At 65.6% G+C, this 23,908-nt stretch carries 25 protein-coding genes; 15 read left to right on the top strand and 10 right to left on the bottom strand.

All coding sequences use genetic code 11. From position 1 onward, the window contains the following. Position 1 precedes the first annotated feature (1 nt). On the top strand, positions 2 to 2,656 hold the full coding sequence (locus DN388_RS22945; RefSeq protein WP_255002168.1) for a sensor histidine kinase KdpD: 2,655 nt from the start codon (positions 2 to 4) through the stop codon (positions 2,654 to 2,656). After that, positions 2,653 to 3,351: a response regulator gene (locus DN388_RS22950; protein WP_043863103.1), complete on the top strand. Its 699-nt coding sequence runs from the start codon at positions 2,653 to 2,655 to the stop codon at positions 3,349 to 3,351. The genes DN388_RS22945 and DN388_RS22950 overlap by 4 nt, the downstream gene beginning before the upstream one ends. Positions 3,352 to 3,367: 16 nt before the next feature. On the opposite strand, the gene DN388_RS22955 is transcribed toward DN388_RS22950, so the two are convergent. Further along, complete coding sequence (locus DN388_RS22955; RefSeq protein WP_078480475.1) at positions 3,368 to 4,387, bottom strand: patatin-like phospholipase family protein; 1,020 nt, start codon at positions 4,385 to 4,387, stop codon at positions 3,368 to 3,370. 160 nt (positions 4,388 to 4,547) lie between these two features. On the opposite strand from DN388_RS22955, the gene DN388_RS22960 reads away from it, so the two are divergent. From DN388_RS22960 to DN388_RS22970, 3 genes are all read left to right on the top strand, one after another. Continuing rightward, positions 4,548 to 4,826: a hypothetical protein gene (locus DN388_RS22960; protein ID WP_043863101.1), complete on the top strand. Its 279-nt coding sequence runs from the start codon at positions 4,548 to 4,550 to the stop codon at positions 4,824 to 4,826. Between the two features lie 14 nt (positions 4,827 to 4,840). Next, positions 4,841 to 5,608 (top strand): CHAD domain-containing protein, encoded by a 768-nt coding sequence (locus tag DN388_RS22965; protein WP_043863100.1) that lies wholly within the window; start codon positions 4,841 to 4,843, stop codon positions 5,606 to 5,608. 84 nt (positions 5,609 to 5,692) lie between these two features. Beyond that, a complete protein-coding gene (locus tag DN388_RS22970; protein ID WP_043863099.1) occupies positions 5,693 to 6,496 on the top strand; it encodes an acyl-CoA thioesterase II in 804 nt (267 codons plus the stop codon). Between the two features lies 1 nt (position 6,497). On the opposite strand, the gene DN388_RS22975 is transcribed toward DN388_RS22970, so the two are convergent. The 3 genes from DN388_RS22975 to DN388_RS22985 form a co-directional block, all read right to left on the bottom strand. Further along, positions 6,498 to 6,704 (bottom strand): hypothetical protein, encoded by a 207-nt coding sequence (locus DN388_RS22975; protein ID WP_052504289.1) that lies wholly within the window; start codon positions 6,702 to 6,704, stop codon positions 6,498 to 6,500. An 84-nt stretch (positions 6,705 to 6,788) separates the two neighbouring features. Next, positions 6,789 to 8,267 carry a methyl-accepting chemotaxis protein gene (locus DN388_RS22980; RefSeq protein ID WP_054915686.1) on the bottom strand — a complete coding sequence of 493 codons (1,479 nt, stop codon included), beginning with the start codon at positions 8,265 to 8,267 and terminating at the stop codon, positions 6,789 to 6,791. Between the two features lie 86 nt (positions 8,268 to 8,353). Then, the gene (locus tag DN388_RS22985; protein ID WP_043863097.1) at positions 8,354 to 9,160 is read right to left on the bottom strand and encodes a TatD family hydrolase; all 807 of its coding nucleotides are present in this window, start codon (positions 9,158 to 9,160) and stop codon (positions 8,354 to 8,356) included. Between the two features lie 164 nt (positions 9,161 to 9,324). Between DN388_RS22985 and DN388_RS22990 the strand changes: the two genes are divergently transcribed. From DN388_RS22990 to DN388_RS23000, 3 genes are all read left to right on the top strand, one after another. Continuing rightward, a complete protein-coding gene (locus DN388_RS22990; protein WP_213607261.1) occupies positions 9,325 to 10,746 on the top strand; it encodes a transglycosylase SLT domain-containing protein in 1,422 nt (473 codons plus the stop codon). A gap of 106 nt (positions 10,747 to 10,852) precedes the next feature. Then, on the top strand, positions 10,853 to 11,284 hold the full coding sequence (locus DN388_RS22995) for a DoxX family protein (RefSeq protein WP_043863095.1): 432 nt from the start codon (positions 10,853 to 10,855) through the stop codon (positions 11,282 to 11,284). 362 nt (positions 11,285 to 11,646) lie between these two features. Continuing rightward, positions 11,647 to 11,955, top strand: a complete 309-nt coding sequence (locus DN388_RS23000) for a hypothetical protein (protein WP_054915688.1) — start codon at positions 11,647 to 11,649, stop codon at positions 11,953 to 11,955. 4 nt (positions 11,956 to 11,959) lie between these two features. Here the strand turns inward: DN388_RS23000 and greB are convergent, their stop codons facing one another. From greB to DN388_RS23015, 3 genes are read right to left on the bottom strand one after another with little or no spacing between them, the layout of a single operon-like run. Further along, on the bottom strand, positions 11,960 to 12,457 hold the full coding sequence (greB, locus tag DN388_RS23005; RefSeq protein ID WP_043863093.1) for a transcription elongation factor GreB: 498 nt from the start codon (positions 12,455 to 12,457) through the stop codon (positions 11,960 to 11,962). 36 nt (positions 12,458 to 12,493) lie between these two features. Beyond that, positions 12,494 to 15,001: an ABC transporter permease gene (locus tag DN388_RS23010; protein ID WP_255002172.1), complete on the bottom strand. Its 2,508-nt coding sequence runs from the start codon at positions 14,999 to 15,001 to the stop codon at positions 12,494 to 12,496. Beyond that, positions 15,002 to 15,685 (bottom strand): ABC transporter ATP-binding protein, encoded by a 684-nt coding sequence (locus DN388_RS23015; RefSeq protein ID WP_043863091.1) that lies wholly within the window; start codon positions 15,683 to 15,685, stop codon positions 15,002 to 15,004. Between the two features lie 10 nt (positions 15,686 to 15,695). Here DN388_RS23015 and DN388_RS23020 point away from each other — a divergent pair, with 10 nt between their 5' ends. The 3 genes from DN388_RS23020 to DN388_RS23030 all read left to right on the top strand — a co-directional run bounded on the left by DN388_RS23020 (position 15,696) and on the right by DN388_RS23030 (position 17,730). Further along, positions 15,696 to 16,301: an arylesterase gene (locus DN388_RS23020; RefSeq protein ID WP_043863090.1), complete on the top strand. Its 606-nt coding sequence runs from the start codon at positions 15,696 to 15,698 to the stop codon at positions 16,299 to 16,301. A gap of 56 nt (positions 16,302 to 16,357) precedes the next feature. Continuing rightward, the gene (locus DN388_RS23025) at positions 16,358 to 16,645 is read left to right on the top strand and encodes a hypothetical protein (RefSeq protein ID WP_043863089.1); all 288 of its coding nucleotides are present in this window, start codon (positions 16,358 to 16,360) and stop codon (positions 16,643 to 16,645) included. A gap of 113 nt (positions 16,646 to 16,758) precedes the next feature. After that, positions 16,759 to 17,730, top strand: coding sequence for a L,D-transpeptidase family protein (locus DN388_RS23030; RefSeq protein WP_255002177.1), 972 nt, complete (start codon positions 16,759 to 16,761; stop codon positions 17,728 to 17,730). A gap of 122 nt (positions 17,731 to 17,852) precedes the next feature. Here DN388_RS23030 and oprI read toward each other — a convergent pair whose 3' ends face one another. After that, complete coding sequence (gene oprI, locus DN388_RS23035) at positions 17,853 to 18,104, bottom strand: outer membrane lipoprotei OprI (protein ID WP_037058464.1); 252 nt, start codon at positions 18,102 to 18,104, stop codon at positions 17,853 to 17,855. Between the two features lie 509 nt (positions 18,105 to 18,613). Between oprI and DN388_RS23040 the strand changes: the two genes are divergently transcribed. Next, the gene (locus DN388_RS23040; RefSeq protein WP_043863087.1) at positions 18,614 to 18,895 is read left to right on the top strand and encodes a GNAT family N-acetyltransferase; all 282 of its coding nucleotides are present in this window, start codon (positions 18,614 to 18,616) and stop codon (positions 18,893 to 18,895) included. Between the two features lie 64 nt (positions 18,896 to 18,959). On the opposite strand, the gene DN388_RS23045 is transcribed toward DN388_RS23040, so the two are convergent. Next, complete coding sequence (locus DN388_RS23045) at positions 18,960 to 20,036, bottom strand: 3-deoxy-7-phosphoheptulonate synthase (RefSeq protein WP_043863086.1); 1,077 nt, start codon at positions 20,034 to 20,036, stop codon at positions 18,960 to 18,962. 283 nt (positions 20,037 to 20,319) lie between these two features. Here DN388_RS23045 and DN388_RS23050 point away from each other — a divergent pair, with 283 nt between their 5' ends. The 3 genes from DN388_RS23050 to cysB all read left to right on the top strand — a co-directional run bounded on the left by DN388_RS23050 (position 20,320) and on the right by cysB (position 22,916). Beyond that, complete coding sequence (locus tag DN388_RS23050) at positions 20,320 to 21,228, top strand: 5'-nucleotidase (protein WP_043863085.1); 909 nt, start codon at positions 20,320 to 20,322, stop codon at positions 21,226 to 21,228. A gap of 91 nt (positions 21,229 to 21,319) precedes the next feature. After that, on the top strand, positions 21,320 to 21,817 hold the full coding sequence (locus tag DN388_RS23055) for a universal stress protein (protein ID WP_043863084.1): 498 nt from the start codon (positions 21,320 to 21,322) through the stop codon (positions 21,815 to 21,817). Between the two features lie 124 nt (positions 21,818 to 21,941). Next, entirely contained in the window at positions 21,942 to 22,916 is a 975-nt protein-coding gene (gene cysB, locus DN388_RS23060) for an HTH-type transcriptional regulator CysB (RefSeq protein WP_043863083.1), read from the top strand. A gap of 155 nt (positions 22,917 to 23,071) precedes the next feature. On the opposite strand, the gene DN388_RS23065 is transcribed toward cysB, so the two are convergent. Next, on the bottom strand, positions 23,072 to 23,806 hold the full coding sequence (locus DN388_RS23065; RefSeq protein WP_058541877.1) for a phosphoadenylyl-sulfate reductase: 735 nt from the start codon (positions 23,804 to 23,806) through the stop codon (positions 23,072 to 23,074). Between the last annotated feature and the right edge of the window lie 102 nt (positions 23,807 to 23,908).

A 23,908-nucleotide genomic window follows, 5' to 3' on the forward strand; every position in this document is an offset into this window, starting at 1 on the left:
CATGAGTGATTCTGAACGCGCCGATGCGTTGTTGGCCGAGTTGCCGCGCGAGGGGCGCGGCCGGCTCAAGGTGTTCCTGGGCGCAGCGCCCGGCGTAGGCAAGACCTACGCCATGCTGCAGGCGGCCCATGCGCAGTTGCGCCAGGGGGTGAGGGTGCTGGCGGGCATCGTCGAAACCCATGGGCGCAGCGAAACCGAGGCGCTGCTGGGCGGTTTGCCGCAACAGCCGCTGGTGCGCTCCGAGTACCGTGGCGTGCAGTTGGAGGAAATGGACCTGGACGGCCTGCTCAAGGCCGCCCCGCAACTGGCGCTGGTGGACGAGCTGGCCCACAGCAACGCACCCGGCAGCCGCCACGCCAAGCGTTGGCAGGACGTGCAGGAGCTGCTGTCGGCCGGTATCGACGTGTACACCACGGTCAACGTGCAGCACCTGGAAAGCCTCAATGACCATGTGCGCGGCATCACCGGCGTGCAGGTGCGCGAAACGCTGCCCGACTGGGTGCTGCAGGAAGCCTTCGAACTGGTGCTGATCGACCTGCCGCCGCGCGAGCTGCTCGAACGCCTGCGCGACGGCAAGGTGTACGTGCCGGAGCAGGCGCGGGCGGCGATCGATGCGTTCTTCACCCAGACCAACCTGACGGCCCTGCGCGAGCTGGCGATGCAGACCGCCGCCGCCCAGGTCGATGCCGACCTCGCCCACGGCTACCGCAGCCTGGGCCAGGATGCGCCGGCGCTGCGTGGGCGCCTGCTGGTGGGGGTGGATGGCGATGCCCAGGCCGAGCGCCTGGTACGTCATGCCAGCCGCGTGGCACAGCGCCGCCACCTGCCCTGGAGCCTGGTGCACGTGGACAACGGCCGCCTGCGCGACGAAACCGCACGCCAGCGCCTGCAGGCCGCCCAGCAGCTGGCCGAGCGGCTGGGCGGCGAAGTGGTGGTGCTGCGCGCCGGCGAGGTGGCCAACACCTTGATCCAGCATGCGCTGGAGCGGCGTGCGAGCCTGGTGCTGGTGGGCCAGTCGCGTGATCGGCTGCGTCGGCGCTGGTTCGGTGCCGGTGTGGCGGCGCGCCTGTTGCGCGAGGCCCACGGGCTGGAAATCAACGTGCTCGACCGCGACGCACAGCCAGAACCGGTCAGCGCGCCGGTGGCGCGAGCCTGGGCCTGGCGCCACTACCTGCTGGCGCTGCTTGCCACCGTGCTGGCCAGTGCACTGGCCTGGGGCGTGGCCGGGGTGCTGGCGCTGCCCAACATCTCGCTGGTGTTTCTGGCAGCAGTGCTGCTGGTGGCGGTGCGCAGCAGCTTGGGCCCGGCGCTGGTGTGCGCCGCGCTGTCGTTTCTGGCCTACGATTTTCTGTTCATACCGCCGAATTTCTCGCTGAGCATCCAGCGCGAGGAGGACGTGCTGACGCTGGTGTTCTTTCTGCTGATGGCCGCCCTGACCGGCAACCTGGCGGCGCGCCAGCGGCGTCAGTTGCAGGCGCTGCGCGAAACCCAGGAGCAGACTGGCCAATTGCTTGACCTGACCCGCCGGCTGACCGCAGCCACCGACCGCCAGGCGGTGTTCAATGCCGCCAGCCACCACCTGGAGGGCTGGACGGACGTGCAGATGTGCCTGCTCGAACGCGATGCCGAAGGTCGCCTGCAGGTGGCCAACGGCGGTGCCCTGCAGTTCAACGACACCGAGCGGGCGGCCGCCGACTGGGCCTGGCAGCATGACCAGGCCGCCGGCCTTGGCAGCGACACCTTGCCCAACGGGCGCTGGTGGTGGTGGCCGCTGTCGGTGGAGGAAGGCCCGCTGGCCCTGCTGGGGGTACGCCCGCGCGAGGGCCAGGTGCTGACGGCCCAGCGCCGGCGCCTGCTCAAGGCCCTCAGCCAGCCATTGGCCCAGGCCCTGGCCCGGGCGCGGCTGGCCGATCAGCTGGAGGCGGCGCGCCTGCACGGCGAAACCGAACAGTTGCGCAGTGCCTTGCTGGCCTCGGTGTCCCACGACCTGCGCACCCCGTTGACTGCCATGCGCGGCAGCATCGACAGCCTGCTGGCACTGGGTGAGGCAATCAGTCAGCACGACCGTCGCGAGCTGCTCGAAGGCACCCGCGACGAGGCCGAGCGCCTGGACCGTTACATCCAGAACCTGCTCGACATGACCCGCCTGGGGCATGGCGGGCTCAAGCTCGCGCGCGACTGGGTGGCGCCGACCGACATCGTCGGCAGCGCCCTGAGCCGCCTGCGCGTGGTGCTGGCCCCGTTGCAGTTGCGCACCGAGGTGCCGGCAGAGCTGCCGCTGCTGTTCGTGCATGCCGCACTGATCGAGCAGGCCCTGATCAATGTGCTGGAGAACGCGGCGCGCTTCTCGCCGGCCCACGGGCGCCTCGAACTGCGGGTGAGTGTGGAAGGCGAGCAGCTGTGCCTGGCCGTCGCCGACGAGGGCCCGGGGATTGCGCCGCAGGACCGGGCGCGCATCTTCGACATGTTCTACACCGCTGCGCGCGGGGACCGGGGCGGGCAGGGCACGGGGCTGGGGCTGGCGATCTGCCAGGGCATGATCGGCGCCCATGGCGGGCAGATCCGTGTAGAGGACGGCATCGATGGCCGTGGCACCTGCATCACACTATGCTTGCCGCTTCCGGCCCAACCTGAACTGGACAGCGAGACCCCATGAGCCAGACCGCGACCGTGCTGGTCATCGACGACGAACCGCAGATCCGCAAGTTCCTGCGCATCAGCCTTGGCTCGCAGGGCTACAAGGTGCTGGAGGCGGGCACCGGTGCCGAGGGCCTGAGCCAGGCGGCGCTGGGTCGGCCGGAGCTGGTGGTGCTCGACCTGGGGTTGCCCGACATGGACGGGCAGCAGGTGCTGCGCGAACTGCGCGAATGGAGCCAGGTGCCGGTGCTGGTGTTGTCGGTGCGGGCCAGCGAAGTGCAGAAGGTCGAGGCGCTGGACGGCGGGGCCAATGACTACGTGACCAAGCCGTTCGGCATCCAGGAGTTTCTGGCGCGGGTGCGCGCATTGCTGCGCCAGGTGCCCCAGGCGGTGGCCGAAGAGTCGGCGCCGCGCTTCGGCCCGTTGACCGTGGACCTTGCCTACCGGCGCGTGACGCTGGCGGGCGAGGAGGTGGCGCTGACCCGCAAGGAGTATGCGTTGCTGGCGCAACTGGCGCGTCACCCGGGGCGGGTGATCACCCAGCAGCAGTTGCTCAAGGATATCTGGGGCCCCACCCATGTGGAGGACAGCCACTACCTGCGCATCGTGGTGGCGCATGTGCGGCAGAAACTGGGGGACGACCCGACGGCGCCGCGGTTCATCGTGACCGAGCCGGGGGTGGGGTATCGGTTGATCGGGCCGGAGCAGGCTTGAGGGCCTCTTCGCCGGCCTAGCGCCTTTCGGCCTCATAGTTGTCCAGCGTATCGCGTGCAATCTCGCGTCCCAGCGCGATCAGCTCCGGCGCCTTGTAGAACTCGAAGAACCGGCACACCCGCTTGGGCACGTTGATCAGTACATCCGGCGGGTAGCCGGCGATCTTGTACTGCGCCAGCGACGTCTGCATCACCTCGAAGCTCTGGTTGATCAGGTCCAGCAGCGAAGCCGGGCCCACGTTGTCGACAATGAACGAGCCGGCCGCCGATTTCGGCGCGCCGTCAGTCTCGGGCGCCGCCGAGGGCTGCTGCGCCTCGGGCTCGGCCGCATCGCTGAGCCACGGGTTGGGCGCCGCCTGCTCGATGCGGATCAGCCCTTCGGCGGCCTTGCGCCGGAACGGCAGGTGCGAGCCCAGCGAGTTGATCAGGTTGTCGAAGCGCAACTTGAACGCTGCCGGCCGCTCGATCACCGGCAACTGGTAATGCTTCTGGTTGGTGGAGTTGAGGTTCACCGCCACGATCAGGTCGCAGTGGCTGGACACCACCGGGATGATCGGCAACGGGTTGAGGATGCCGCCATCGACCAGCATGCGGTTGCCCTGCACCACCGGGGTGAACAGGCTGGGGATCGCCGCCGAGGCGCGCATGGCCTGGTGCAGGCAGCCTTCCTGGAACCAGATCTCCTGCTGGTTGGTGAGGTCGGCCGCCACTGCGGTGTAGGGGATGCGCAGGTTCTCGATGTTGACCTCGCCGACGATCTTGCGGATCTGCCCGAACACCTTCTCGCCGCGAATCGCGCCCAGCCTGAAACTCACGTCCACCAGGCGCAGCACATCCAGGTAATCCAGGCTCTCGATCCAGCGTCGGTAGTCGTCGAGCTTGCCGGCGGCGTAGATGCCGCCGATCACTGCGCCCATCGAACAGCCGGCAATGCAGGCGATGTCGTAGCCGCGCCGCTCCAGCTCCTCGATCACGCCGATGTGTGCATACCCTCGGGCGCCCCCCGACCCCAGCACCAGTGCTACGCGTTTGCTCATGGTCGTTCCTTGCGGCTGTTCTGCTCGTGGGCCTAACAATGCACCCATTCAGGGCTGTGCTTCAATCGTGACAAGCGCTGGGCTACGCTGAGCAGGGCACTTTTCAGCGTGCGTGCCGTCGAAGTGCCACCCCGAACATTTTCCTTTTGAGGTAACACCGATGAAAGCCTGGATCTGCCTGCCCCTGATTGCCCTGGTACTGAGCGGCTGCGCCGGCAAGACGGCGTACCGGGACAGCTGCGCCAATCAGCTGGATTCGGCCTGGAAGGAGCTGGACCTGGCCAAGGCCGAGGGCTTCGCCGGCACGGTCAGCTATTCCAAGGCCCTGTCGCTGCTGACCGGCGCCAAGACCCAGCAGCAGTTCGAAGCCTTCGAAGGCTGCAGCAACAAGGCCGAGAAGGCACGCTTCTACATCCGTGAATCGCGCGCCGGGCGCTGAGGGAGGACCAGGCCATGTCGGCAATGCTCGACCATGTGATCGCCCAGGTGCTGACCCTGCACGTGCGCCTGCTGGCCTGCCAGGCGCGCCTGGCGGCCAATACCGACAGTGAGGCGCTGCATGACCTGCGTACCAGCGTGCGTCGCCTGCGCAGCCTGCTGCGGCCCCTGCGCGGGCTGCCGGGGGTGGACAAGCTGGAGGATGCTGCCGCCGAGCTGGGGCGCCTGACCACGCCGCTGCGCGATCGTGAGGTGCTGGCCGCGCAGTTGCTCGAACGCGGGCTGCCCGAGGTGGCCCGCCAGCAGCTTGGCGACCCGGCCCGCACCTTTGCCCGGGTGGCGGCCAGCGCCGAGCTTGCGCGGCTGCTGGCGATCATCGATGCCTTCCCGATGTTCCTGCGCGCGGCCCAGCGCCAGGGCCTGGTACGCCGCCTGGAGGCGCGGGTGGGCAAGCGCCTGCACAAGCAGTGGCGCAACCTGCAGGCGGCCATGAACGACCCGGCGCACGACCGCCACCGCCTGCGCCTGCTGATCAAGCGGGTGCGTTATGGCGCCGAGGCCTATCCACAGCTCGAACGCCTGCGCCCGGCCCTGCGCCGAGGGCTCAAGCGCGCCCAGGGCGATCTGGGCGACTGGCACGACCTGTTGCAGTGGCTGTTGCAGGCCGAGCAGCAGCCTGGCCTGGCGCCCTGCGTGGCGCACTGGCAGGCGCAACAGGCGGCGGCCGAGCAACGTGCCGACCGCACGCTGGAGACACTGCTGAGCGAAATCCAACGTCGATAAGTCGCGTGTTTGGCGCAAATGCGGCCTGTGCGCGGCGCGGCGGCTGGTTAACATCGCCACATTTGCCCACTGGTCGAGGTCCCGATGAATTTTTCCCAACTGCTCACCGCCGTGCGCCTGCAGCCCCAGGCGGTGACCATCCCGGCCGAATGGGCCCAGGGGCGTGCCTGTTTCGGCGGGCTGATGGCGGCGCTGGTGTACGAGGCCATGCACGCCAAGGTCGCCCCGGACCGTCCGGTGCGCTCGCTGGCCATCACCTTCGTAGGGCCGGCCGAGCCTGGGGTGCCGATCAGTTTCGAGGTGGAGCTGTTGCGTGACGGCAAGGCGGTCAGCTCGCTGCTGGGGCGCGCGGTACAGAATGGCCAGGTGGTGACCCTGGTGCAGGGCAGTTTCGGTGCCGGGCGCGATTCGGTGGTGCAGGTGTCAGGGCTGGCGCCGGTGCCGATGAAAAGCCTTGCCGAGTCCAGCCCCGAGTTGCCCTTCATCAAGGGCGTGACCCCCGAGTTCATTCGCCACCTGGCCATGCGCTGGGGCATTGGCGGCTTGCCGTTCAGCGGTAGCCGGTCACGCGAAATGGGCGGCTGGGTGCGCCTGCGCGGTGAGGATGTGGTCGAGGAGCCGGTGACCGAAGCCCACCTGCTGGCGCTGGTCGATGCCTGGCCACCGGCGTTGATGCCGCACCTGAGCAAGCCCGCTGCCGGCAGCACCCTGACCTGGACCATCGAGTTCGTGCAGCCGGTGGCCAGCCTGACCACCCTGGACTGGTGCCAGTACTGCGCCCAGATCGACTATGCGCGTGACGGCTACGGCCATGTAGCGGCTGCCTTGTGGAACGGGGCCGGTGATTTGCTTGCCATCAGCCGCCAGACGGTGACCGTGTTCGCCTGAATCACTGGCGCTGGCGCTCCACCGCCACACCGGCCAGCAGGCCGATGACGCCGACGGCCAGGGTGCCCAGGTCGGCGTCGAGCGCGCCGCTCAATACCAGCAGCGCGCCGATGGCCAGCAGCGGCAGTGCAATCAGCTGCAGCGCGATGTTGGTGGGGGTACGAGGGGCGTGATGCCAGTGGGGCAGGTGAAACAGGTGCTTGTTCATCACGGTTCTCCTCAAGGTGCAAAACGGATAACCCAAGCGTAGTTTGGCCCCCGCCAGGGGGCCAATTGCGCGCGGCTATCGCGTTTATAGCTTGAGTTGACCGATGGCCTTGTTCAGCTCGCCGGCCAGGGTGGCCAGTTCGCTGCTGGTGGTGGCCGAGTCGACGGTCTGCTGCACGGTCTCTTCGGTCACGTCGCGGATGCTCACCACTGCGCGGTTCATCTCTTCGGCCACCTGGCTCTGCTGTTCGGCCGCCACGGCGATCTGGGTATTGCTCTCGCGCATCTGCGCCACCGCGCCGGTGATCTCCGCCAGGGCCTCGCCGGCTTCCTGGGCCTGCTTGACGCAGTCGTCGGCCTTGAACGAGCTCTCGGTCATGAACTCCACCGCATCGCGGGTGCCGGCCTGCAGGGCAGAGACCATGGTGGTGATTTCATCGGTGGAGCTCTGCACGCGCTTGGCCAGGTTGCGCACCTCGTCCGCCACCACCGCGAAACCGCGGCCCAGGTCGCCGGCACGGGCCGCCTCGATCGCCGCGTTGAGGGCCAGCAGGTTGGTCTGTTCGGCGATGCTGTGAATCACCCCGACCACGCTGTTGATCTTCTGGCTGTCCTCGGCCAGTTGACGAATCATCTCGGCCGTCTGCTGCACGCCGGTGGAGAGCCCGGAGATCGACGACTGCACGCGGCTGACCACGTCCTTGCCGCTGCCGGCCAGGGTGTCGGCGCTTTGCGACAGGTCGCGTGTGGCGCCGGCATGCTGGGCGATGTGGTAGACGGTGGCGGTCATTTCGTTGATGGCGGTGGCGGCCTGGTCGGTTTCGCTCTGCTGGCCGAGCATGCCGTGGCGCACCTCGTTCATGCTGGCGGCCAGGCGCGCGGCGCCGGCATCCAGCTGCGCGGCGGTTCGCGCCACGGTGTTGACCACGCGGTGGTAGGTGGTCTGCATGGCGTTGAAGGCGCTGGCCATCTGGCCGATCTCGTCGCCGCAGGACAGCGGCACCCGTGCCGACAGGTCACCGGTCTTCTCGACGTGCAGCATCACGTCCTTGAGGATGTTGAGCTGGCTGAGCAGGAAGCGGATCAGCAACTGCGAAGCGCACAGCATGGCCAGCATCAGGATCAGTACGCACACCGCATAGTTGACGAAGCGGTCGGTGAACACCTGCGCCATGCTCGGGGCCTGGGCCAGTACCGCGATCTGCTGGCCATCGCGCTGGATGACCTGCGCACCGATCAGCGGGTCGCTGCCCAGCAGCGGCATGCCGTTCAGCTCGACCCAGCCCTGGGCAGTGGCCAGGGCCGGCAACGCCTGGCCATCGAAGGTGGGCGCCTGCCCGGGTGTGAAGCTGACCCAGGTGGCGTTCTGCGGCAAGGCCTGGCCGGCGGGCCAGGCGGCCAGCAGGCGGGCTTCGGATTGCACCCGGGCCTGGGCCGTCTCGGCCCTGGCGCGGGTTTCCAGGTGCACCGCATACAGCACCACGAACAGGGTTGTGACGAAGGCGACTGCGTTCACCGCCCAGAACTTGTACTTCAGTGAGATATTGCTGAGCCAGGCACCCATGGATAGGTCTTCTCTGATTGAGCGGAAACAATTTGGCAAGGTGCCATCAGTGTGCCAGCCAATTCAAAGACAAATCTTGATATGCGTCAAACTATGTCGGGGAGCCCGAAGAAGCGCCGGGCGCAGTCGCTGGTGTGCGCAGCCACTTGCTCGGGTGTCTCGCCCCGGTGCAGGGCCACTTCGCGCAGCACTTCGGGCAGGTAGGCCGGTTCGTTGCGACCGCTTTTGGGTTTGGGGCGCAGGGTCCGGGGCAGCAGGTAGGGGGCGTCGCTCTCCAGCATCAGGCGGCCAGTGGGGATGCTGGCAACCAGCGGGTGCAGGTGGGTACCGCGACGTTCGTCGCAGATCCAGCCGGTGATGCCGATGTGCAGGTCCAGGTCCAGGTAGCTGAACAGGGCGCTGCGCTCGCCGGTAAAGCAGTGCACCACGGCGGCGGGCAGGCGGTCGCGGTAGTCCTTGAGGATCTGCAACAGGCGTTCGTTGGCATCACGCTCGTGCAGAAACACCGGCATCTGCAGCTGCACCGCCAGCGCCAGTTGTTCTTCCAGGGCCTTTTCCTGTTGCGGGCGCGGCGAGAAGTCGCGGTTGAAGTCCAACCCGCATTCACCCACCGCGTGCACCCGTGGCTGTTCGAGCAGCGCGCGCAGATGGCGCGCAGTGTCGCTGTTCCAGCTGCTGGCATCGTGGGGGTGTACACCGGCCGTGCTGAACAGGCGCCGGGCCTGCGGGTCGAGTTGCTCGCACAGGTGTAGCGCGGCTTCGCTGCCGGCCAGGCTGGTACCGGTCACCAGCATCTGATGCACCCCGGCGGCCTCGGCACGCTGCAAGATGGCCTCGTGCTTGCCGTCGAAACTTGGGTTGGTCAGATTGACGCCGATGTCGATGAGTTGCATGGTGCTACCTCAGGTTGTGCGGCAAAAGCGCTTGGCAGCGCCGAAAAATACCAATAACGCCAAGAACTTCAAGAAGTTGTCGCGGTCTTTTGCGGTCAATTGTCACGGACCGACCGCTCATTATGGCGTCAAATACTCAATCGCGGCCCTTTGCCGGAGACCGGATGACGCGATCACTTTGGCTTTTTTTGCTGTGTGTGGGCCTGCTGTGCGCCGGCCCGGCCCACGCACGCCTGCCTGGCCCGCAGCAGGCGGTGCCTGCGGCCAAGGTGCGCGACCTGGCGCAGATCCGTGAAAGCCGGGTGTTGCGCGTGCTGGTCAACCAGAGCCGCAACAGCTCCGGCGAGGTCAAGGGCCAGCCGGTGGGCATCGAATACCATCGGCTGATCGCCTTCGAGCACTACCTCAACGGGCGTGCCCGTGACGGTCAGCAGATCCGCCTGAAGATCATCCCCAAGGCCAAGGACCAGTTGATCGGCGCATTGCAGCGTGGCGAGGGCGATCTGGTGGCGCCCGGCGAGCTGATCGATTTGAGTTCCACCCGCGGGGTGATGGCCAGCGACCCGGTGCTGGAGAATGTGCCGCTGGTGCTGGTGGGGCGCAAGGGCGAACGGACCTACCAGCGCGTCGAGCAGCTTGCCGGCCGCACCGTGACCCTGACCAGTTCGAGTGCGGCAGGCGATACCCTCCACGAAATCAACCAGCGCCTGGCCCTGCGCAAGCTGGCGCCGCTCAAGGTGGAATGGGCGGACCCCAGCCTTGCGGTGGAGGATGTGCTGGAAATGGTGCAGGCCGGCATCTTCCACCTGACCGTGGTCGAACAGCCGATTGCCCGGCGCTGGGCGCAGGTGATGCCCAAGCTGCTGGTGCAGCGCAAGGTGCAGCTGGCCCAGCCCGAGGCGATGCATTGGTACGTGCGCCGCGACGCGGCGATGCTGCACGCCAGTGTCGATCGCTTCCTCAAGGGGTATCACGCCCCGGCCGATCAGGATGTGGCGTTCGAGCGTATCTACCGGCGCCTGTACAAGGTGCATTACCCGCTGGCCCAGGCCAACCGCCAGCGCCTGGAAAAACTGCGGCCGGTGCTGCAGCGTCACGCCCAGGCCCAGAACCTGGACTGGCTGAACCTGGCGGCACTGGCGTTCAAGGAGTCGGCCCTCGACCCGGCGGCCAGGGGCGCAGGTGGCGCCCATGGGCTGATGCAGATCACCCCCGGTGCGGCGCAGCGGGTGGGGATCAGCGATATCGCCAATGTCGATGGCAATGTACAGGCCAGCGCGCGCTACCTGGCACTGATCCGGCGCAAGTTCTTTTCCAGCAACCAGCTCAACGAACGCGAGCGCATGGCGTTCGTGCTGGCCGGCTACAACCTGGGGCCGGAGCGGGTTCAGGCCATGCGGGCCGAGGCGCGGCGACGCGGCCTGAACCACAACCAGTGGTTCTTTCAGGTAGAACGTGTGGCGCTCGAGCAGGTGGGAATGGGGCCGGTCAGCTATGTTAATAGCGTCAACAAGTACTTTCTGGCATTCGACCGCGAACGCGACGCGCTGGAAGCCCGGGGACGAAAAGTGGCCTCACGCAAGTAATCGAAAATTACGATTTGTATGTGCAGATAATCGCGATTTTAACATTTGAAAATATGATTAAGATGGCGACCTCTACCACACACCTGCATCGCTTAAGGAAGACAGCATGAACGCCATCAACTCCGTATTGTTCACCCGTGCCGGCTGGGGCATTACCGTATTGCGCATCTTCATCGGCATCATCTTCATGGCCCATGGCTCGCAGAAGCTGTTCGGCCTGTTTGGTGGCGGCGGGCTGGCAGGCACCGCGCAGTACATGGAAAGCCTGGGGCTGACCCCGCCGACACTGATGGCGGCGCTGTCCGGTGGGGCCGAGTTCTTCGGCGGGCTGGCACTGGTCATCGGCCTGCTGGCACGCCCGGCGGCCCTGGCGCTGGTGGGGTTGCTGCTGGTGGCGATTTTCTCGGTGCACATCGGCAACGGTCTGTTCATGGCCAACAACGGCTATGAGTTCGCCCTGGCGCTGCTGGGTGGCGCGATTGCGGTACTGGTGGAAGGGGCGGGCAGGGCGTCGGTGGACCGCATGATCGCCAAGTGAGCCTTGGCGTTGTGGCACAAAAAAGGGCCTGCATTGCAGGCCCTTTTTTGTGCCCGACCCGGCTGCTTGCTTCTGCGGCAACGCAGGCGCCTTCAGGGGCGCCGGCAAGTGCAGGAACCGGCGTCGCCGTCGAATGCGAGAAACTCGCTTGTTTTTCCGGCGTCCGGGTCGTTTATCAGACGATGGCATTGTTGACAGCCGGGCCGGCGCTTCTCTAGGATGCTGGCTTGCGCCGATTTAAACAGCTACTTGCGGGGCGCAGGAAGACCACCAGCAGGTCGTCCGAATACCGCTAAAGCGCTGGTTCGGTGACGCCTCGCACCGCAGCCCAGCGGGATCTGCGAGGCACAGAGAAGTACACCATGAGTTGCCCACGTACCAGCGTTTGCCTCACCCCTCTCCCTACCAGCCAGGCGGCTCGCACGCCGCGCATTCTGCTGAGCGGCAAACACCAGCCGACCCTGCTGCGCTACCTCGATGGCTGGCCCCGCCCCAAAGGCCGTGCCACGGCGTTCCTGATCCAGTTCGCCGACTCCTGCGAAACCCTCGCCCGGTTCGGCAACGACCGTTTCGACCTGGCCGTGGTGCAGGCGCCCTCGAGGGCCGATGCCGCCGAAGTGATCCACCACCTGACCCGCGTCGCCCGCCAGGGCTTGATCACCCGCGCCTGATCGCTCAGGGGTACTCGATCTCGACGATGTACACCGTCTGTTCGCCAGTCGGTGTCTGCACCCGCACTTCAGCGTCCAGCGCCTTGCCGATCAGGGCGCGGGCCAGGGGCGAATCGATGCTGATCAGGCCCAGTTTCAAGTCCAGCTCGTCGGGCCCGACGATGCGGTAGCGCGATTGTTCGCCGTCTTCGTTCTCGACCGTGACCCAGGCCCCGAAGTACACCTTGTTCGGGTCGCTGGGCCGTTCGCTCACCACTTTCAGGTTTTCCAGGCGCTTGGTCAGGAAGCGCACGCGGCTGTCGATTTCGCGCAGCATCTTCTTGCCGTAGGTGTACTCGGCGTTTTCCGAACGGTCACCTTGCGCTGCTGCCTCACTGACCGACTGGGTCACCTGGGGCCTGCGCACATGCCACAGTTCATGCAGCTCGGCGCGCATGCGCGCCTCGCCCTGTGGGGTGATCAGTGCGGTGCCGGCAGTGCGGGGCGGGCGGTATCGGCTCATGGGCTTCCAGGCTCGGGTAGGTAGCCGCCGAGTCTATCAGCCCTCGCGAAGCACTGTCAGCGGGCTGGCATTGAGCGCCCGGCGCGTGCCGAATACCCCCGCACCCCCCACCAGCAACGCACCGATCACCGGCAACAGCAGCAGCCACGGGTGCGGGCTCCAGTGCAGGTCGAATGCGTAGCGGTACAGCAGCAGGCTGATCAGTTCAGTGCCCAGCGCCGCGAGCAGGCCGCTGGCGGCGCCCAGCAGGCCGAACTCGATGCGCCGGGCCTTGACCAGCAGGCTGCGGCTGGCGCCCAGTGCCCGCAGCAGCGCACCCTGGTGGATGCGCTCGTCCAGGGTGGCCTGCAGCCCGGCAAACAACACGGCCAGGCCCGCCGCCAGCACGAACAGCAGCACATACTGTACCGCCAGGGTCACCTGGGCCAGGATGCTGCGCAACTGCTCCAGCAGCGCATCGACCTGCAGGATGGTGGCTGCCGGGAACGCTCGCGACAGGGCCACCACCTGCTGGTCGTGGCCTGGGGCCAGGTAGAAGCTGGTGAGATAGGTGGTCGGCAGGTCCTGCAGGGTGCCGGGCTGGAAGATCATGTAGAAGTTGGGCTGGAAACTGTCCCAGTTGACCGTGCGCAGGCTGCTGACCTGTACCTGGCGCTCCAGGCCACCGATGCTGAAGGTCAGGGTGTCGCCCAGCTTGAGCTTGAGGCTGTCGGCCAGCTGCGCCTCCACCGACACGCCGGGCAAGGCATCGGCCGTTGGCTGTGCCTGCCACCACTGGCCGGCGCTCAAGGTGTTGCCCTGGGGCAGGTCGGCGGCCCAGGTCAGGCTCAGGTCGCGCTGGACGGCGCGGTCACCGGTGGATTCCTTGCTGACGATCTCGCGCACCGGCCCGCCATTGATGAGCGTCAGGCGCCCGGGAATCACCGGGAACAACGGCGCGGCATGGACCGAGAATTCGTTCAGGCGCTGGGCGAAGGTGTCCTTGTCGTCCGGCAGGATGTTGAGCACGAAATAGTTGGGAGCATCCTTGGGCAGCTGGTTCTGCCAGGTGTCGAGCAGCTCGGTGCGCAGCAGGGCGATCAGGGCCATGGCCAGCAGGATCATGCCGAAGGCCAGCGACTGGCCTGCCGCCGCCAGCGGATGCTTGAGCAGTTGCCCCAGGCCCAGGCGCCAGGCCAGCGGGGCGCCGGCCAGCAGCCGGCGCAGGCTGCGCAAGCCGAGCAGCAGCAGACCGCCCAGCACTAGCGCGGCCACCAGACCGCCGCCGAGCAGGGCGAAGGTCAGCAGCAGGTCCAGGCTCAGGCGCCACATGATGAGGCCCAGGGCCAACAGTGCTGCGCCATACACCAGCCAGCTGCTTGCCGGCACCGGCAGCAGGTCGCGGCGCAGTACCCGCAGCGGCGGCACCCGGCCCAGCGCTGCCAATGGCGGCAGGGCGAAGCCGGCCAGCGCCACCAGCCCGGTGGCGATCCCGGCCAGGGCCGGGGCGATGCCACCTGGCGGCACCTGCGAAGGCAGCAGGCCCTGCAGCAGGGCGAACAGACCCAGTTGCGCCAGCCAGCCGAGCAGTGCGCCCCCCAGGGCTGCCACGCTACCCAAAATCGCCAGTTGCAGGCAGAACAGGCTCAGCGCCTGGCGCCGGGACAGGCCCAGGCAGCGCAGCAGGGCGCTGGCATCGAAGCGGCGCATGGCAAAACGGCTGGCCGACAGCGCCACGGCCACGCCGGCCAGCAGCACCGCCACCAGGCTGGCCATGTTCAGGTAGCGTTCGGCCTTGCCAAGTGCACCGCCGATCTGCTGGTTGCCGTCACGCGAGTCGCGCAGTTGCTGGTGGGCGGCAAGCCCCGCCTTGGTAGCCTGGGTGTAGCTTGCCAGGGCCTGGGGCTCGCCGCGCCACAGGTCGCGGTAGGTGACCCGGCTGCCGGGCTGCACCACGCCGGTGGCATCCAGGTCAGCCAGGTTCATCAGCACCCGCGGAGTGAGGCTGTAGAAGTTGCCGGCGCGGTCCGGCTCATAGGTCAGCACGCGGCTCAGGCGCAGGGTCTTCATGCCCACGTCGACGCTGTCACCGATCTTGAGGTTCAGCGCCGCCAGCAGGCGCGACTCGACCCAGGCTTCGCCCGGCGCCGGACCACCGCCGGCCACCTCCGGCCCGTAGGCCTCGGCGGCACTGCGCAGCTCCCCGCGCAGCGGGTAACCCGTGCCGGCAGCCTTGACACTGGAAAGCTGGATACCGTTGTCGGTGGCGATCACGCTGGAGAACTCGACCACTTTCGCATGGGCCAGGCCCAGCTGCTCGCCGTTGCGGATCTGTTCCGGGGTGGCCGGGGCGCTGCCCTGCAGCACCAGGTCGGCGCCAAGGAACTCGGTGGCACGCAGCAGCATGGCGCCGTTCAGGCGGGCGCCGAAGTAGCCGATGGCGGTGCTGGCGGCCACGGCCACCAGCAGGGCGAAGAACAGCACGCGCAGTTCGCCGGCGCGTGCATCGCGCATCAGTTGACGCAACGCCAGGCTCGGCAGGCGCAGAAACGACAGGTGTGCCATCTAGGGCTCCAGCGGGGTGACCAGGTGGCCGGCTTCCAGGCGAATCAGCCGACCGCAGCGGTGCGCCAGGCGTTCATCGTGGGTGACCAGGACGAGGGTGGTGCCGCGTTCCTTGTTCAGTTCGAACAGCAGGTCGCTGATGCGTTCACCGGTGTGGCTGTCGAGGTTGCCGGTGGGCTCGTCGGCGAACAGCACCGCAGGCTCGGCGGCAAAGGCGCGGGCAATTGCCACCCGCTGCTGCTCGCCGCCGGACAACTGGCGTGGCGAATGGCTCAGGCGCTGGCCCAGGCCGACCCGTTCGAGCAGGCTGCGGGCGTGTTCGCGGGCATCGCGGCGTCCGTCCAGCTCCAGCGGCAGCATCACGTTCTCAAGGGCATTGAGGCTGTCGAGCAGCTGGAACGACTGGAACACGAAGCCGACATGCTCGGCGCGGACCTGGGCGCGCTGGTCTTCGTCGAGCGGGCCCAGGTCGTGCCCGGCCAGTGTCACCGAGCCTGCACTGGGCAGGTCGAGGCCGGCCAACAGGCCGAGCAGGGTGGACTTGCCCGAGCCGGAGGCGCCGACAATGGCCAGGCTGTCGCCCTGTTTCAATTCCAGGCTCAGTTCGTGCAGGATGGTCAGGTCGCCTTCCGCGCTGGGGACCACTTTGCTAAGGTTGCGCGCAGTCAAGATGCTGGGGCCCATGGAGAATCCAATGCGAGTGTGGTTATTGAGTGCAGGCCTGGCCTTGCTGTGCATGGCCCAGGGCGCATCGGCAGGAACGGTGTTGATCGTTGGGGATAGTATCAGTGCCGCTTTTGGCCTGGATACCCGTCAGGGGTGGGTTGCCCTGCTCGAACAGCGGCTCAAGGCCGAGGGTTTCGATGACAAGGTGGTCAATGCCTCGATCAGTGGCGACACCAGTGCCGGGGGCCAGGCGCGGCTGCCTGCGCTGCTTGCAGAGCACAAGCCCAGCCTGGTGGTGGTGGAGCTGGGTGGCAATGACGGGCTGCGCGGGCAGGCACCGGCGCAATTGCAACAAAATCTTGCCTCGATGATCGACCGCTCCCGTGATGCCGGTGCCAGGGTGCTGCTGCTGGGCATGCGCCTGCCACCCAACTATGGCAAGCGCTACACCGATGCGTTCGCACAGGTGTATGCCGATCTTGGCAAGGAAAAGGACGTGCCGCTGGTGCCGTTCTTTCTCGAAGGGGTAGGTGGCGTGCCCGAGCTGATGCAGGCCGATGGCATCCATCCGGGGCAGGGCGCCCAGGCGCAGTTGCTGGAAAATGCCTGGCCATCAATAAAACCGCTGCTTTGACGCTTTTATACTGATCGGCTTTCGGCTAATGTTGCGCCCCCGATTTGGAGCCCCCGATGCCGCGTCCCGCCTGGTCCCTGTATGCCTATCAATTGATCGAGCCTGACGAACAGCTTGACCTGTTCGCCTGCCAGGAGAGTCGCGTCCACCTGATCGCCCGCCAACTCGAACTGGGCGGCTCCGTCGACCGTACCCTGTGTGGCACCCTGTTGCCGGCGCAACCGCGCTGGTCGGGTGTGGAACGCAGCATCTACCGTGACCAGCGCCTGTGCCGCCTGTGCCGGGCGATCCTCGAGGCGCAGCGGCGCGGCACGCGTCCGGTATGGCCCGAGCTGCAGGCCTGACGTCGGATCTTTTACGTTTGGCAAGGGTTCTGTGCCCGGATGCCTCCCGATCCCGCAGGGGGCGGTGTACAATTGCCCGCTTGACCCACCTGAATTAGCGAAGGATTTCCCGGATGTTGCCGCGCTTTCCCGCCGTCACCCGTTGCCTGTCCCTGGCCGCCCTGCTGGCGGCGGGCCCTGTTGCCGCTCTGGAGTTCCCCCTGCCGCCGCCGGGCGAGGATGTCATCGGCCAGGTCCAGGTGATCAAGGCCAAGTATGAGGACACCTTCGCCGACATCGGTACCGCCAACGACCTGGGCTACCTGGAAATGGTCGCGGCCAACCCGGGCGTGGACCCCTGGCTGCCAGGCGCCGGCACCGAGATCGTGCTGCCGACCCGTTTCATCCTGCCGCCGGGCCCGCGCGAAGGCATCGTGATCAACCTTGCCGAGTACCGCCTGTACTACTACCCCAAAGACGAGAACGTGGTGCACACCTTCCCGCTGGGCATCGGCCGCGAAGGCTGGGGTTCGCCTATTGCCAACACCAAGGTCACGGCCAAGACGCCGAACCCGACCTGGACCCCACCGGCCTCGATCAAGGCCGAGCACGCCGCCGACGGTGATCCGTTGCCCAACGTGGTGCCGGCCGGCCCGGACAACCCGCTGGGCCCGTTCAAGTTCACCCTGGGCGTACCGGGCTACCTGATCCACGGTTCCAACAAGAAGTTCGGCATCGGCATGCGTACCAGCCATGGCTGTTTCCGCATGCTCAACAACAACGTGCTGCAACTGGCGAGCATGGCCCCGGTGGGGACTTCGGTGCGCATCATCAACGAGCCGTACAAGTTCGGCCTCAGTGGTGGCAAGGTCTACCTCGAGGCGCATACCCCGCTGGATGACAAGGGCGACCCGTCGGTGGTCGACAAGCACACGGCAGTGATCAATGCCCTGCTCAAGCGCGAAGACCTGGCCAACAACCTGCGCATGAACTGGGACATGGTGCGTGACGTGGTGGCGGCCGAAGATGGTATCCCGGTAGAGATCGCGGTGCCAGGTGACGCCAGTGCGCCGATGGTATCGAGCGTTCCGCTCGAAATGCAGTAACCCGCTTGTGTTTGCACGAGGCCCGCTTCATGCGGGCCTCGTCGTATGCGCAAGACGGTTCTGCAGGCAATAAAAAAGCCGACCCACAGGTGGGTCGGCTTTTTAACAATCCCGAGGGATTATTACTTGCGGCTGGCTTTTTCCAGCATACGCAGAGCGCGCTCGTTAGCTTCGTCAGCAGTTTGCTGAGCTTTCTGAGCGGCGGCCAGAGCGTCATCAGCCTTGCGGTAGGCTTCATCGGCACGAGCTTGTGCACGGGCTGCTGCGTCTTCGGTTGCAGTCAGACGGGCTTCGGTTTCTTTGGAGACGCTGCTGCAACCGGTGGCCAGTACTGCGGCCAGAGCCAGAGCAGAGAATTTCAGAACGTTGTTCATCGTGTTCCCCTTCAAGGACTTTCTATTAAAGAGCCATCTCTCAACAAAGAGAAACTGGCCGGCGTACATAGTACCCATTACTTGTAGTAAGTAAACTGACCGAGCGCAAGAACCGGAAAAAAATTGCGCGGTTGCGCAGGCCGCCCCGGCGGGGGTGTGAAAAGAATGCAGGCGCTTTTGTAGCGGCGCTGAAACACCGCTGTAAATGCGTCTTTGTAGTGAACTAAAAGTGACTCCAAGTGTCATTGTTCGTCTTACCACTACATCATCCGGCTACTGTTGGCAGTGTGGCTCGCTGCCGTGTTCGCATGCTGCAAGTGCAGGTTTTTTACGATCAAGTACCTTGAGCATCTGTGCACTGGGCGCCTACTATTTGTGGGTGCTCAGTTGCCAGAGAACAACCAGGCTGTTCTCGCTGTCCAAACGGGCACGGGGTGGCGTAGAGGTTCCTTCGCCGGACAAACATCGGTAAGGTAAGGGTCTGACGAGAAGACCCGCGAGGAGTAGTGATGAGCGAGGCGTTGTCCATCCACCATGACCAGGCTGGTCATCAGTTCGAGACCAATGTGGACGGTCATCGTGCCTACCTGACCTACATGGACCTGGGTAAGCAGACATTGGATATCTACCGCACGTTCGTGCCCAATGCGCTGCGTGGGCGAGGCATCGCTGCGGCGCTGACCGAAAAGGCCCTCGCCTATGCCGAGGACATGGGCTACACCGTGATCCCCTCGTGCTCCTATGTCGAGCGCTACATGGAACGTCATCAAAAGCATTCCAACAAGGCCTGAGCCTGCTGACACCCTGTTGAAAACGAAAACGCCGGGCATTGCCCGGCGTTTTCGTTGATGGCTTTCAGCCGCGGTTGCGCTTGGGCAACACGTCCTTGAGCTTGGCGCGCATGCTGCGCACGGACTTTTCGGTGGCTTCCCAGTCGATGCAGGCATCGGTGATCGACACGCCGTACTGCAGTTCGGCAAGGTCCTTGGGGATGGCCTGGCAGCCCCAGTTGAGGTGGCTTTCGACCATCAGGCCGATGATCGACTCGTTGCCTTCGAGGATCTGGTTGGCCACGTTGTCCATCACCAGCGGTTGCAGGGCCGGGTCCTTGTTGGAATTGGCGTGGCTGCAGTCGACCATGATGTTCGGCTTGATCCTGGCCTTGGCCAGGGCCTGCTCGCACAGGGCGACGCTGACCGAATCATAGTTGGGCTTGCCGTTGCCGCCGCGCAGCACCACGTGACCGTAGGCGTTGCCCTTGGTGGTGACGATGGATACGCCACCTTCCTGGTTGATGCCCAGGAAACGGTGCGGGCTGGAAACCGATTGCAGTGCGTTGATCGCCACGGTCAGGCCGCCGTCCGTACCGTTCTTGAAGCCGACGGCCGAAGACAGGCCCGAGGCCATCTCGCGGTGGGTCTGGGATTCGGTGGTGCGCGCGCCGATCGCCGACCAACTGATCAGGTCCTGCAGGTACTGCGGGGAGATCGGGTCGAGGGCTTCGGTGGCGGTGGGCAGGCCCATTTCCGCCAGATCCAGCAGCAGCTGGCGACCGATGTGCAGGCCGTCCTGGATCTTGAACGAGTCATCCAGGTACGGGTCGTTGATCAGGCCCTTCCAGCCCACCGTGGTGCGCGGCTTCTCGAAATACACACGCATCACCAGGTACAGGGTGTCGGCGACTTCGGCGGCCAGCACCTTCAGGCGCTCGGCGTATTCGTGTGCGGCCTTGAGGTCATGGATCGAGCAGGGGCCGATCACCACGAACAGGCGGTGGTCCTTGCCGTCGAGGATATTGCGTACCACTTCGCGGCCCGCGGTCACGGTCTGCAGGGCGGTGGCGCTGAGTGGAATGTCCTTCTTGAGCTGATCGGGGGTGATCAAGGTCTCGTTGGAGGCAACGTTAAGGTCGTCGATCGGTAAATCAGCCATCGTGTTACTCGTCAGGTCACGGGTGCCGGCCGCCAGCTACCCGCGCGGCGGAGCAGCATGATTGAACGCGGCGGGGTGCCGAACCTTAGCGCGTTACACCGTGATTCGACAATGGGCAGGGCCCGCTTTCCTGCCGCTTTGGCCCATTGGTATGGGGTTTTCTGATCAAAAGTGCCGTCACCCGACACGCTCGCAGGTTGCGGGCGGCAGCGCCCGGGCTGATAGTGTGTCGATTGTTTGACCTTATGGCGCCCGATGCAGGGCAGTGCGGAGCAGAGCGGCGATGAGCAAAGGCCTTGGCGACAAACTGGTGGTAGCCATTTCATCACGGGCACTGTTCGACCTCAGCGAGAGCCATCGGCTGTTCCTGGCCGAGGGGGTCGAAGCCTACCGCCAGTACCAGATCGAGCACGAAGACGAATACCTGCAACCGGGTGATGCGTTCCCGTTGGTGGAAAAGCTGCTGGGCCTCAACGCCAGCCTCGGCCAGGCCCGGGTCGAGGTGGTGCTGGTGTCACGCAACAGCGCCGACACCGGGCTGCGGGTGTTCAATTCCATCGAGCATTATGGTCTGGGTATCTCGCGGGCAGCCTTCGTTGGCGGGCGCAGTCCGTATCCGTACCTGGCCGCCTTTGGTTGCCACCTGTTTCTGTCCACCGATGCAGAAGATGTGCGCCGCGCACTGGACGCCGGCTTTGCCGCTGCCACCATCCTTTCCGGCGGGGCACGGCGTGCGGCCAGCGCGGAGCTGCGTATCGCCTTCGATGGCGATGCAGTGGTGTTTTCCGACGAGTCCGAGCGCGTCTATCAGCTAGGCGGCCTGGAGGCGTTCCAGGCCAGCGAGCGCGAGTCGGCCCGCGAGCCGCTGCGCGGCGGGCCGTTCAAGGCCTTCCTGGCGGCGCTCAACGTGCTGCAGAAAGAGTTCCCCAGTGGCGCCTGTCCGATTCGCACCGCACTGGTGACGGCGCGCTCGGCGCCGGCCCACGAGCGGGTCATCCGCACCTTGCGCGAATGGGACATTCGCCTGGACGAGTCGCTGTTTCTCGGCGGCCTGGACAAGTCGGCGTTTCTCGAGGCGTTCGCGGCCGATGTGTTCTTCGACGACCAGGCAGGGCACTGCGAACGCGCCAGTGCAGTGGTCGCGACCGGCCATGTGCCCCACGGCATCAGCAACGAACGTACCCCCGGCTAGGCCGTCTGGCAGGGCGCCGGACGGCTCTGCGCGTCGTTTTGGCGCTGCTAAGCTGAACCTTGCCCTGCCGTATCGGCAGCTAGGAGGTCAAATGATCCGTTCGATGCTGTGTGCCACCGACCTCGGTTGTTACTCCCCTTATGTCATGCAACACGCGCTGGCGCTGGCACGCAGCTTCAGCGCCGAACTGTACGTGGTCCATGCCGTGGAACCGATGGGCCAGTTCGCCGAATCGCTGCTGGAAAGCTACCTTGATGAACATACCCTGTCCCATATGCGCGGCCGGGCGCTCAATACCGTGATGGCGAACATCGAACAGCGGGTGCTGGAGAACTTTCAGGATGAACTGGGCGAGAAGGAAGACCTGGCACTGATTCGCGCGGTGCGGGTACGCCAGGGCGACCCGGCCGACGTGATCCTGGAGCAGGCCCAGCGCCTGAGCGTCGACCTGCTGATCGTCGGCAGCCACAGCCAGGGCGCCGGTAGCGAGATCCCCTTGGGGCGCACGGCGGTTCGCGTCCTGCAGCTGTCGCCGGTGCCTGTGTACATGGTGCCCCTGGCGCAGTACCTGGGGCGGCGCAAGTCATAGGGGAGGCGGTGTAGGACGTTGTAAGAAAGCTGAAGAAATAGTTCTAGATTTATTCTTCAAACCACTAATATAGTTATAACTCGTCGCTGCTGCCGGTGACGCCCAGTTGATTTGAGGGATACCTATGAAGCTTCAACAATTGCGCTACATCTGGGAAGTGGCGCACCACGACCTCAACGTCTCCGCGACAGCGCAGAGCCTGTATACCTCCCAGCCGGGGATCAGCAAGCAGATTCGCCTGTTGGAAGACGAGCTGGGTGTGGAAGTGTTCGCCCGCAGCGGCAAGCACCTGACCCGCGTGACCCCGGCAGGTGAGCGCATCATCACCACCGCCGGCGAGATTCTGCGCAAGGTCGAGAGCATCAAGCAGATCGCCCAGGAATTCTCCAACGAGAAAAAGGGCACCCTGTCGATCGCCACCACCCACACCCAGGCACGCTACGCCCTGCCGCCGGTGATCAGTTCGTTCATCAAGCAATACCCTGAAGTGGCGCTGCACATGCACCAGGGCTCGCCGATGCAGATCGCCGAGATGGCGGCTGACGGTACCGTCGACTTCGCCATCGCCACCGAGGCCCTGGAGCTGTTCGGTGATCTGGTGATGATGCCGTGCTACCGCTGGAATCGTTGCGTGGTGGTGCCGCAGGGTCACCCCCTGACCAAGCTGCCCAAGCTCACCCTGGAGGCGTTGGCCGAATATCCGATCGTGACCTATGTGTTCGGCTTCACTGGTCGCTCCAAGCTCGACGAAGCCTTCAGCCATCGCGGCCTGACCCCCAAGGTGGTGTTCACCGCGGCCGATGCCGACGTGATCAAGACTTACGTGCGCCTGGGCCTGGGCGTGGGCATCGTGGCCAAGATGGCGGTGGACACCAAGCTCGACAACGACCTGGTGGTGCTCGATGCCAGTGAGCTGTTCGAGTCCAGCATCACCAAGATCGGTTTCCGTCGTGGCACCTTCCTGCGTGGTTTCATGTGCGACTTCATCGAGAAGTTCGCGCCCCACCTGACCCGTGAAGTGATGGCCAAGGCCATCCAGTGCCACAACAAGCAGGAGCTCGAAGAGCTGTTCGCTGGCGTCGAACTGCCAGTGCACTAAGCCCTTGCAGTGCCTTCAGGCCGCCAGCACGGTGGCCTGAAGGCGCTCCTGCAGATAGCCCCGCGAGCAGGTAGCCCAGCCACTGGCCACGATGCCCTTACTGCTGACGCAATGTCTGGCAGGTGGGCCAGGTGCTGCGCTCAGGGTGTGCATGTTCAGCCCTTGGTAATCAGGTTGCCGGCGTGCAGCCCGCATTCCTTCTGAGTCGACTCCTCCCACCACCAGCGGCCTTCGCGCTCGTGCTGGTTGGGCAGTACCGGGCGCGTGCAGGGCTCGCAGCCGATGCTGATGAAGCCGCGTTCATGCAGGCTGTTGTAGGGCAGCTCGAGCATGCGGATGTAGCCCCAGACTTCCTCACTGCTCATCTGCGCCAACGGGTTGAACTTGTACAGGGTGCGCTCGGGGGTGGAGAAGGCGCTGTCGATTTCCAGCGCGGCCACCTGGCTGCGGGTGCCCGGGCTCTGGTCGCGGCGCTGGCCGGTGGCCCAGGCGCTGACGGTGCTCAGCTTGCGGCGCAGCGGCTCGATCTTGCGGATGCCGCAGCATTCGCCGTGGCCGTCCTTGTAGAAGCTGAACAGGCCCTTTTCCTTCACGAAGGGGTCGAGTGCACCGCGATCGGGGGAAAGGATCTCGATCGGCAGCTTGTACTGCTCGCGCACCTGGTCGATGAACCGGTAGGTTTCCGGATGCAGGCGGCCGGTGTCGAGGCTGAACACCTTGACGTTCTTGTTCAGCTTCCAGGCCATGTCCACCAGCACCACGTCTTCGGCGCCACTGAAGGAGATCCACAGGTCGTCGCCGAAGTGTTCGAAGGCGAGCTTGAGGATGTCCTGCGGGGACTTGTTGGCATAGGTCGCGGCGAGGGCGGCGACGTCGAAGGGTTGGCTCATCAGGCGGCTTCCGGTCATTGAATGGCGCTTGGCGCTCGTAATGGGCGAATGTTAACAAAAATTGCCGGGTTAGACGGCGCGCCTGTAGAGTGCGCCTTCCAT

The organism is Pseudomonas sp. S12(2018) (genome assembly GCF_024355235.1).
Classification (GTDB): Bacteria; Pseudomonadota; Gammaproteobacteria; order Pseudomonadales; family Pseudomonadaceae; genus Aquipseudomonas; species Aquipseudomonas palmensis.

Coding starts and splice junctions, on each gene's coding strand:
- DN388_RS22945 (WP_255002168.1), top strand. CDS start 2: ATGAGTGATTCTGAACGCGCCGATGCGTTGTTGGCCGAGTTGCCGCGC.
- DN388_RS22950 (WP_043863103.1), top strand. CDS start 2,653: ATGAGCCAGACCGCGACCGTGCTGGTCATCGACGACGAACCGCAGATC.
- DN388_RS22955 (WP_078480475.1), bottom strand. CDS start 4,387: ATGAGCAAACGCGTAGCACTGGTGCTGGGGTCGGGGGGCGCCCGAGGG.
- DN388_RS22960 (WP_043863101.1), top strand. CDS start 4,548: ATGAAAGCCTGGATCTGCCTGCCCCTGATTGCCCTGGTACTGAGCGGC.
- DN388_RS22965 (WP_043863100.1), top strand. CDS start 4,841: ATGTCGGCAATGCTCGACCATGTGATCGCCCAGGTGCTGACCCTGCAC.
- DN388_RS22970 (WP_043863099.1), top strand. CDS start 5,693: ATGAATTTTTCCCAACTGCTCACCGCCGTGCGCCTGCAGCCCCAGGCG.
- DN388_RS22975 (WP_052504289.1), bottom strand. CDS start 6,704: ATGAACAAGCACCTGTTTCACCTGCCCCACTGGCATCACGCCCCTCGT.
- DN388_RS22980 (WP_054915686.1), bottom strand. CDS start 8,267: ATGGGTGCCTGGCTCAGCAATATCTCACTGAAGTACAAGTTCTGGGCG.
- DN388_RS22985 (WP_043863097.1), bottom strand. CDS start 9,160: ATGCAACTCATCGACATCGGCGTCAATCTGACCAACCCAAGTTTCGAC.
- DN388_RS22990 (WP_213607261.1), top strand. CDS start 9,325: ATGACGCGATCACTTTGGCTTTTTTTGCTGTGTGTGGGCCTGCTGTGC.
- DN388_RS22995 (WP_043863095.1), top strand. CDS start 10,853: ATGAACGCCATCAACTCCGTATTGTTCACCCGTGCCGGCTGGGGCATT.
- DN388_RS23000 (WP_054915688.1), top strand. CDS start 11,647: ATGAGTTGCCCACGTACCAGCGTTTGCCTCACCCCTCTCCCTACCAGC.
- greB (WP_043863093.1), bottom strand. CDS start 12,457: ATGAGCCGATACCGCCCGCCCCGCACTGCCGGCACCGCACTGATCACC.
- DN388_RS23010 (WP_255002172.1), bottom strand. CDS start 15,001: ATGGCACACCTGTCGTTTCTGCGCCTGCCGAGCCTGGCGTTGCGTCAA.
- DN388_RS23015 (WP_043863091.1), bottom strand. CDS start 15,685: ATGGGCCCCAGCATCTTGACTGCGCGCAACCTTAGCAAAGTGGTCCCC.
- DN388_RS23020 (WP_043863090.1), top strand. CDS start 15,696: ATGCGAGTGTGGTTATTGAGTGCAGGCCTGGCCTTGCTGTGCATGGCC.
- DN388_RS23025 (WP_043863089.1), top strand. CDS start 16,358: ATGCCGCGTCCCGCCTGGTCCCTGTATGCCTATCAATTGATCGAGCCT.
- DN388_RS23030 (WP_255002177.1), top strand. CDS start 16,759: ATGTTGCCGCGCTTTCCCGCCGTCACCCGTTGCCTGTCCCTGGCCGCC.
- oprI (WP_037058464.1), bottom strand. CDS start 18,104: ATGAACAACGTTCTGAAATTCTCTGCTCTGGCTCTGGCCGCAGTACTG.
- DN388_RS23040 (WP_043863087.1), top strand. CDS start 18,614: ATGAGCGAGGCGTTGTCCATCCACCATGACCAGGCTGGTCATCAGTTC.
- DN388_RS23045 (WP_043863086.1), bottom strand. CDS start 20,036: ATGGCTGATTTACCGATCGACGACCTTAACGTTGCCTCCAACGAGACC.
- DN388_RS23050 (WP_043863085.1), top strand. CDS start 20,320: ATGAGCAAAGGCCTTGGCGACAAACTGGTGGTAGCCATTTCATCACGG.
- DN388_RS23055 (WP_043863084.1), top strand. CDS start 21,320: ATGATCCGTTCGATGCTGTGTGCCACCGACCTCGGTTGTTACTCCCCT.
- cysB (WP_043863083.1), top strand. CDS start 21,942: ATGAAGCTTCAACAATTGCGCTACATCTGGGAAGTGGCGCACCACGAC.
- DN388_RS23065 (WP_058541877.1), bottom strand. CDS start 23,806: ATGAGCCAACCCTTCGACGTCGCCGCCCTCGCCGCGACCTATGCCAAC.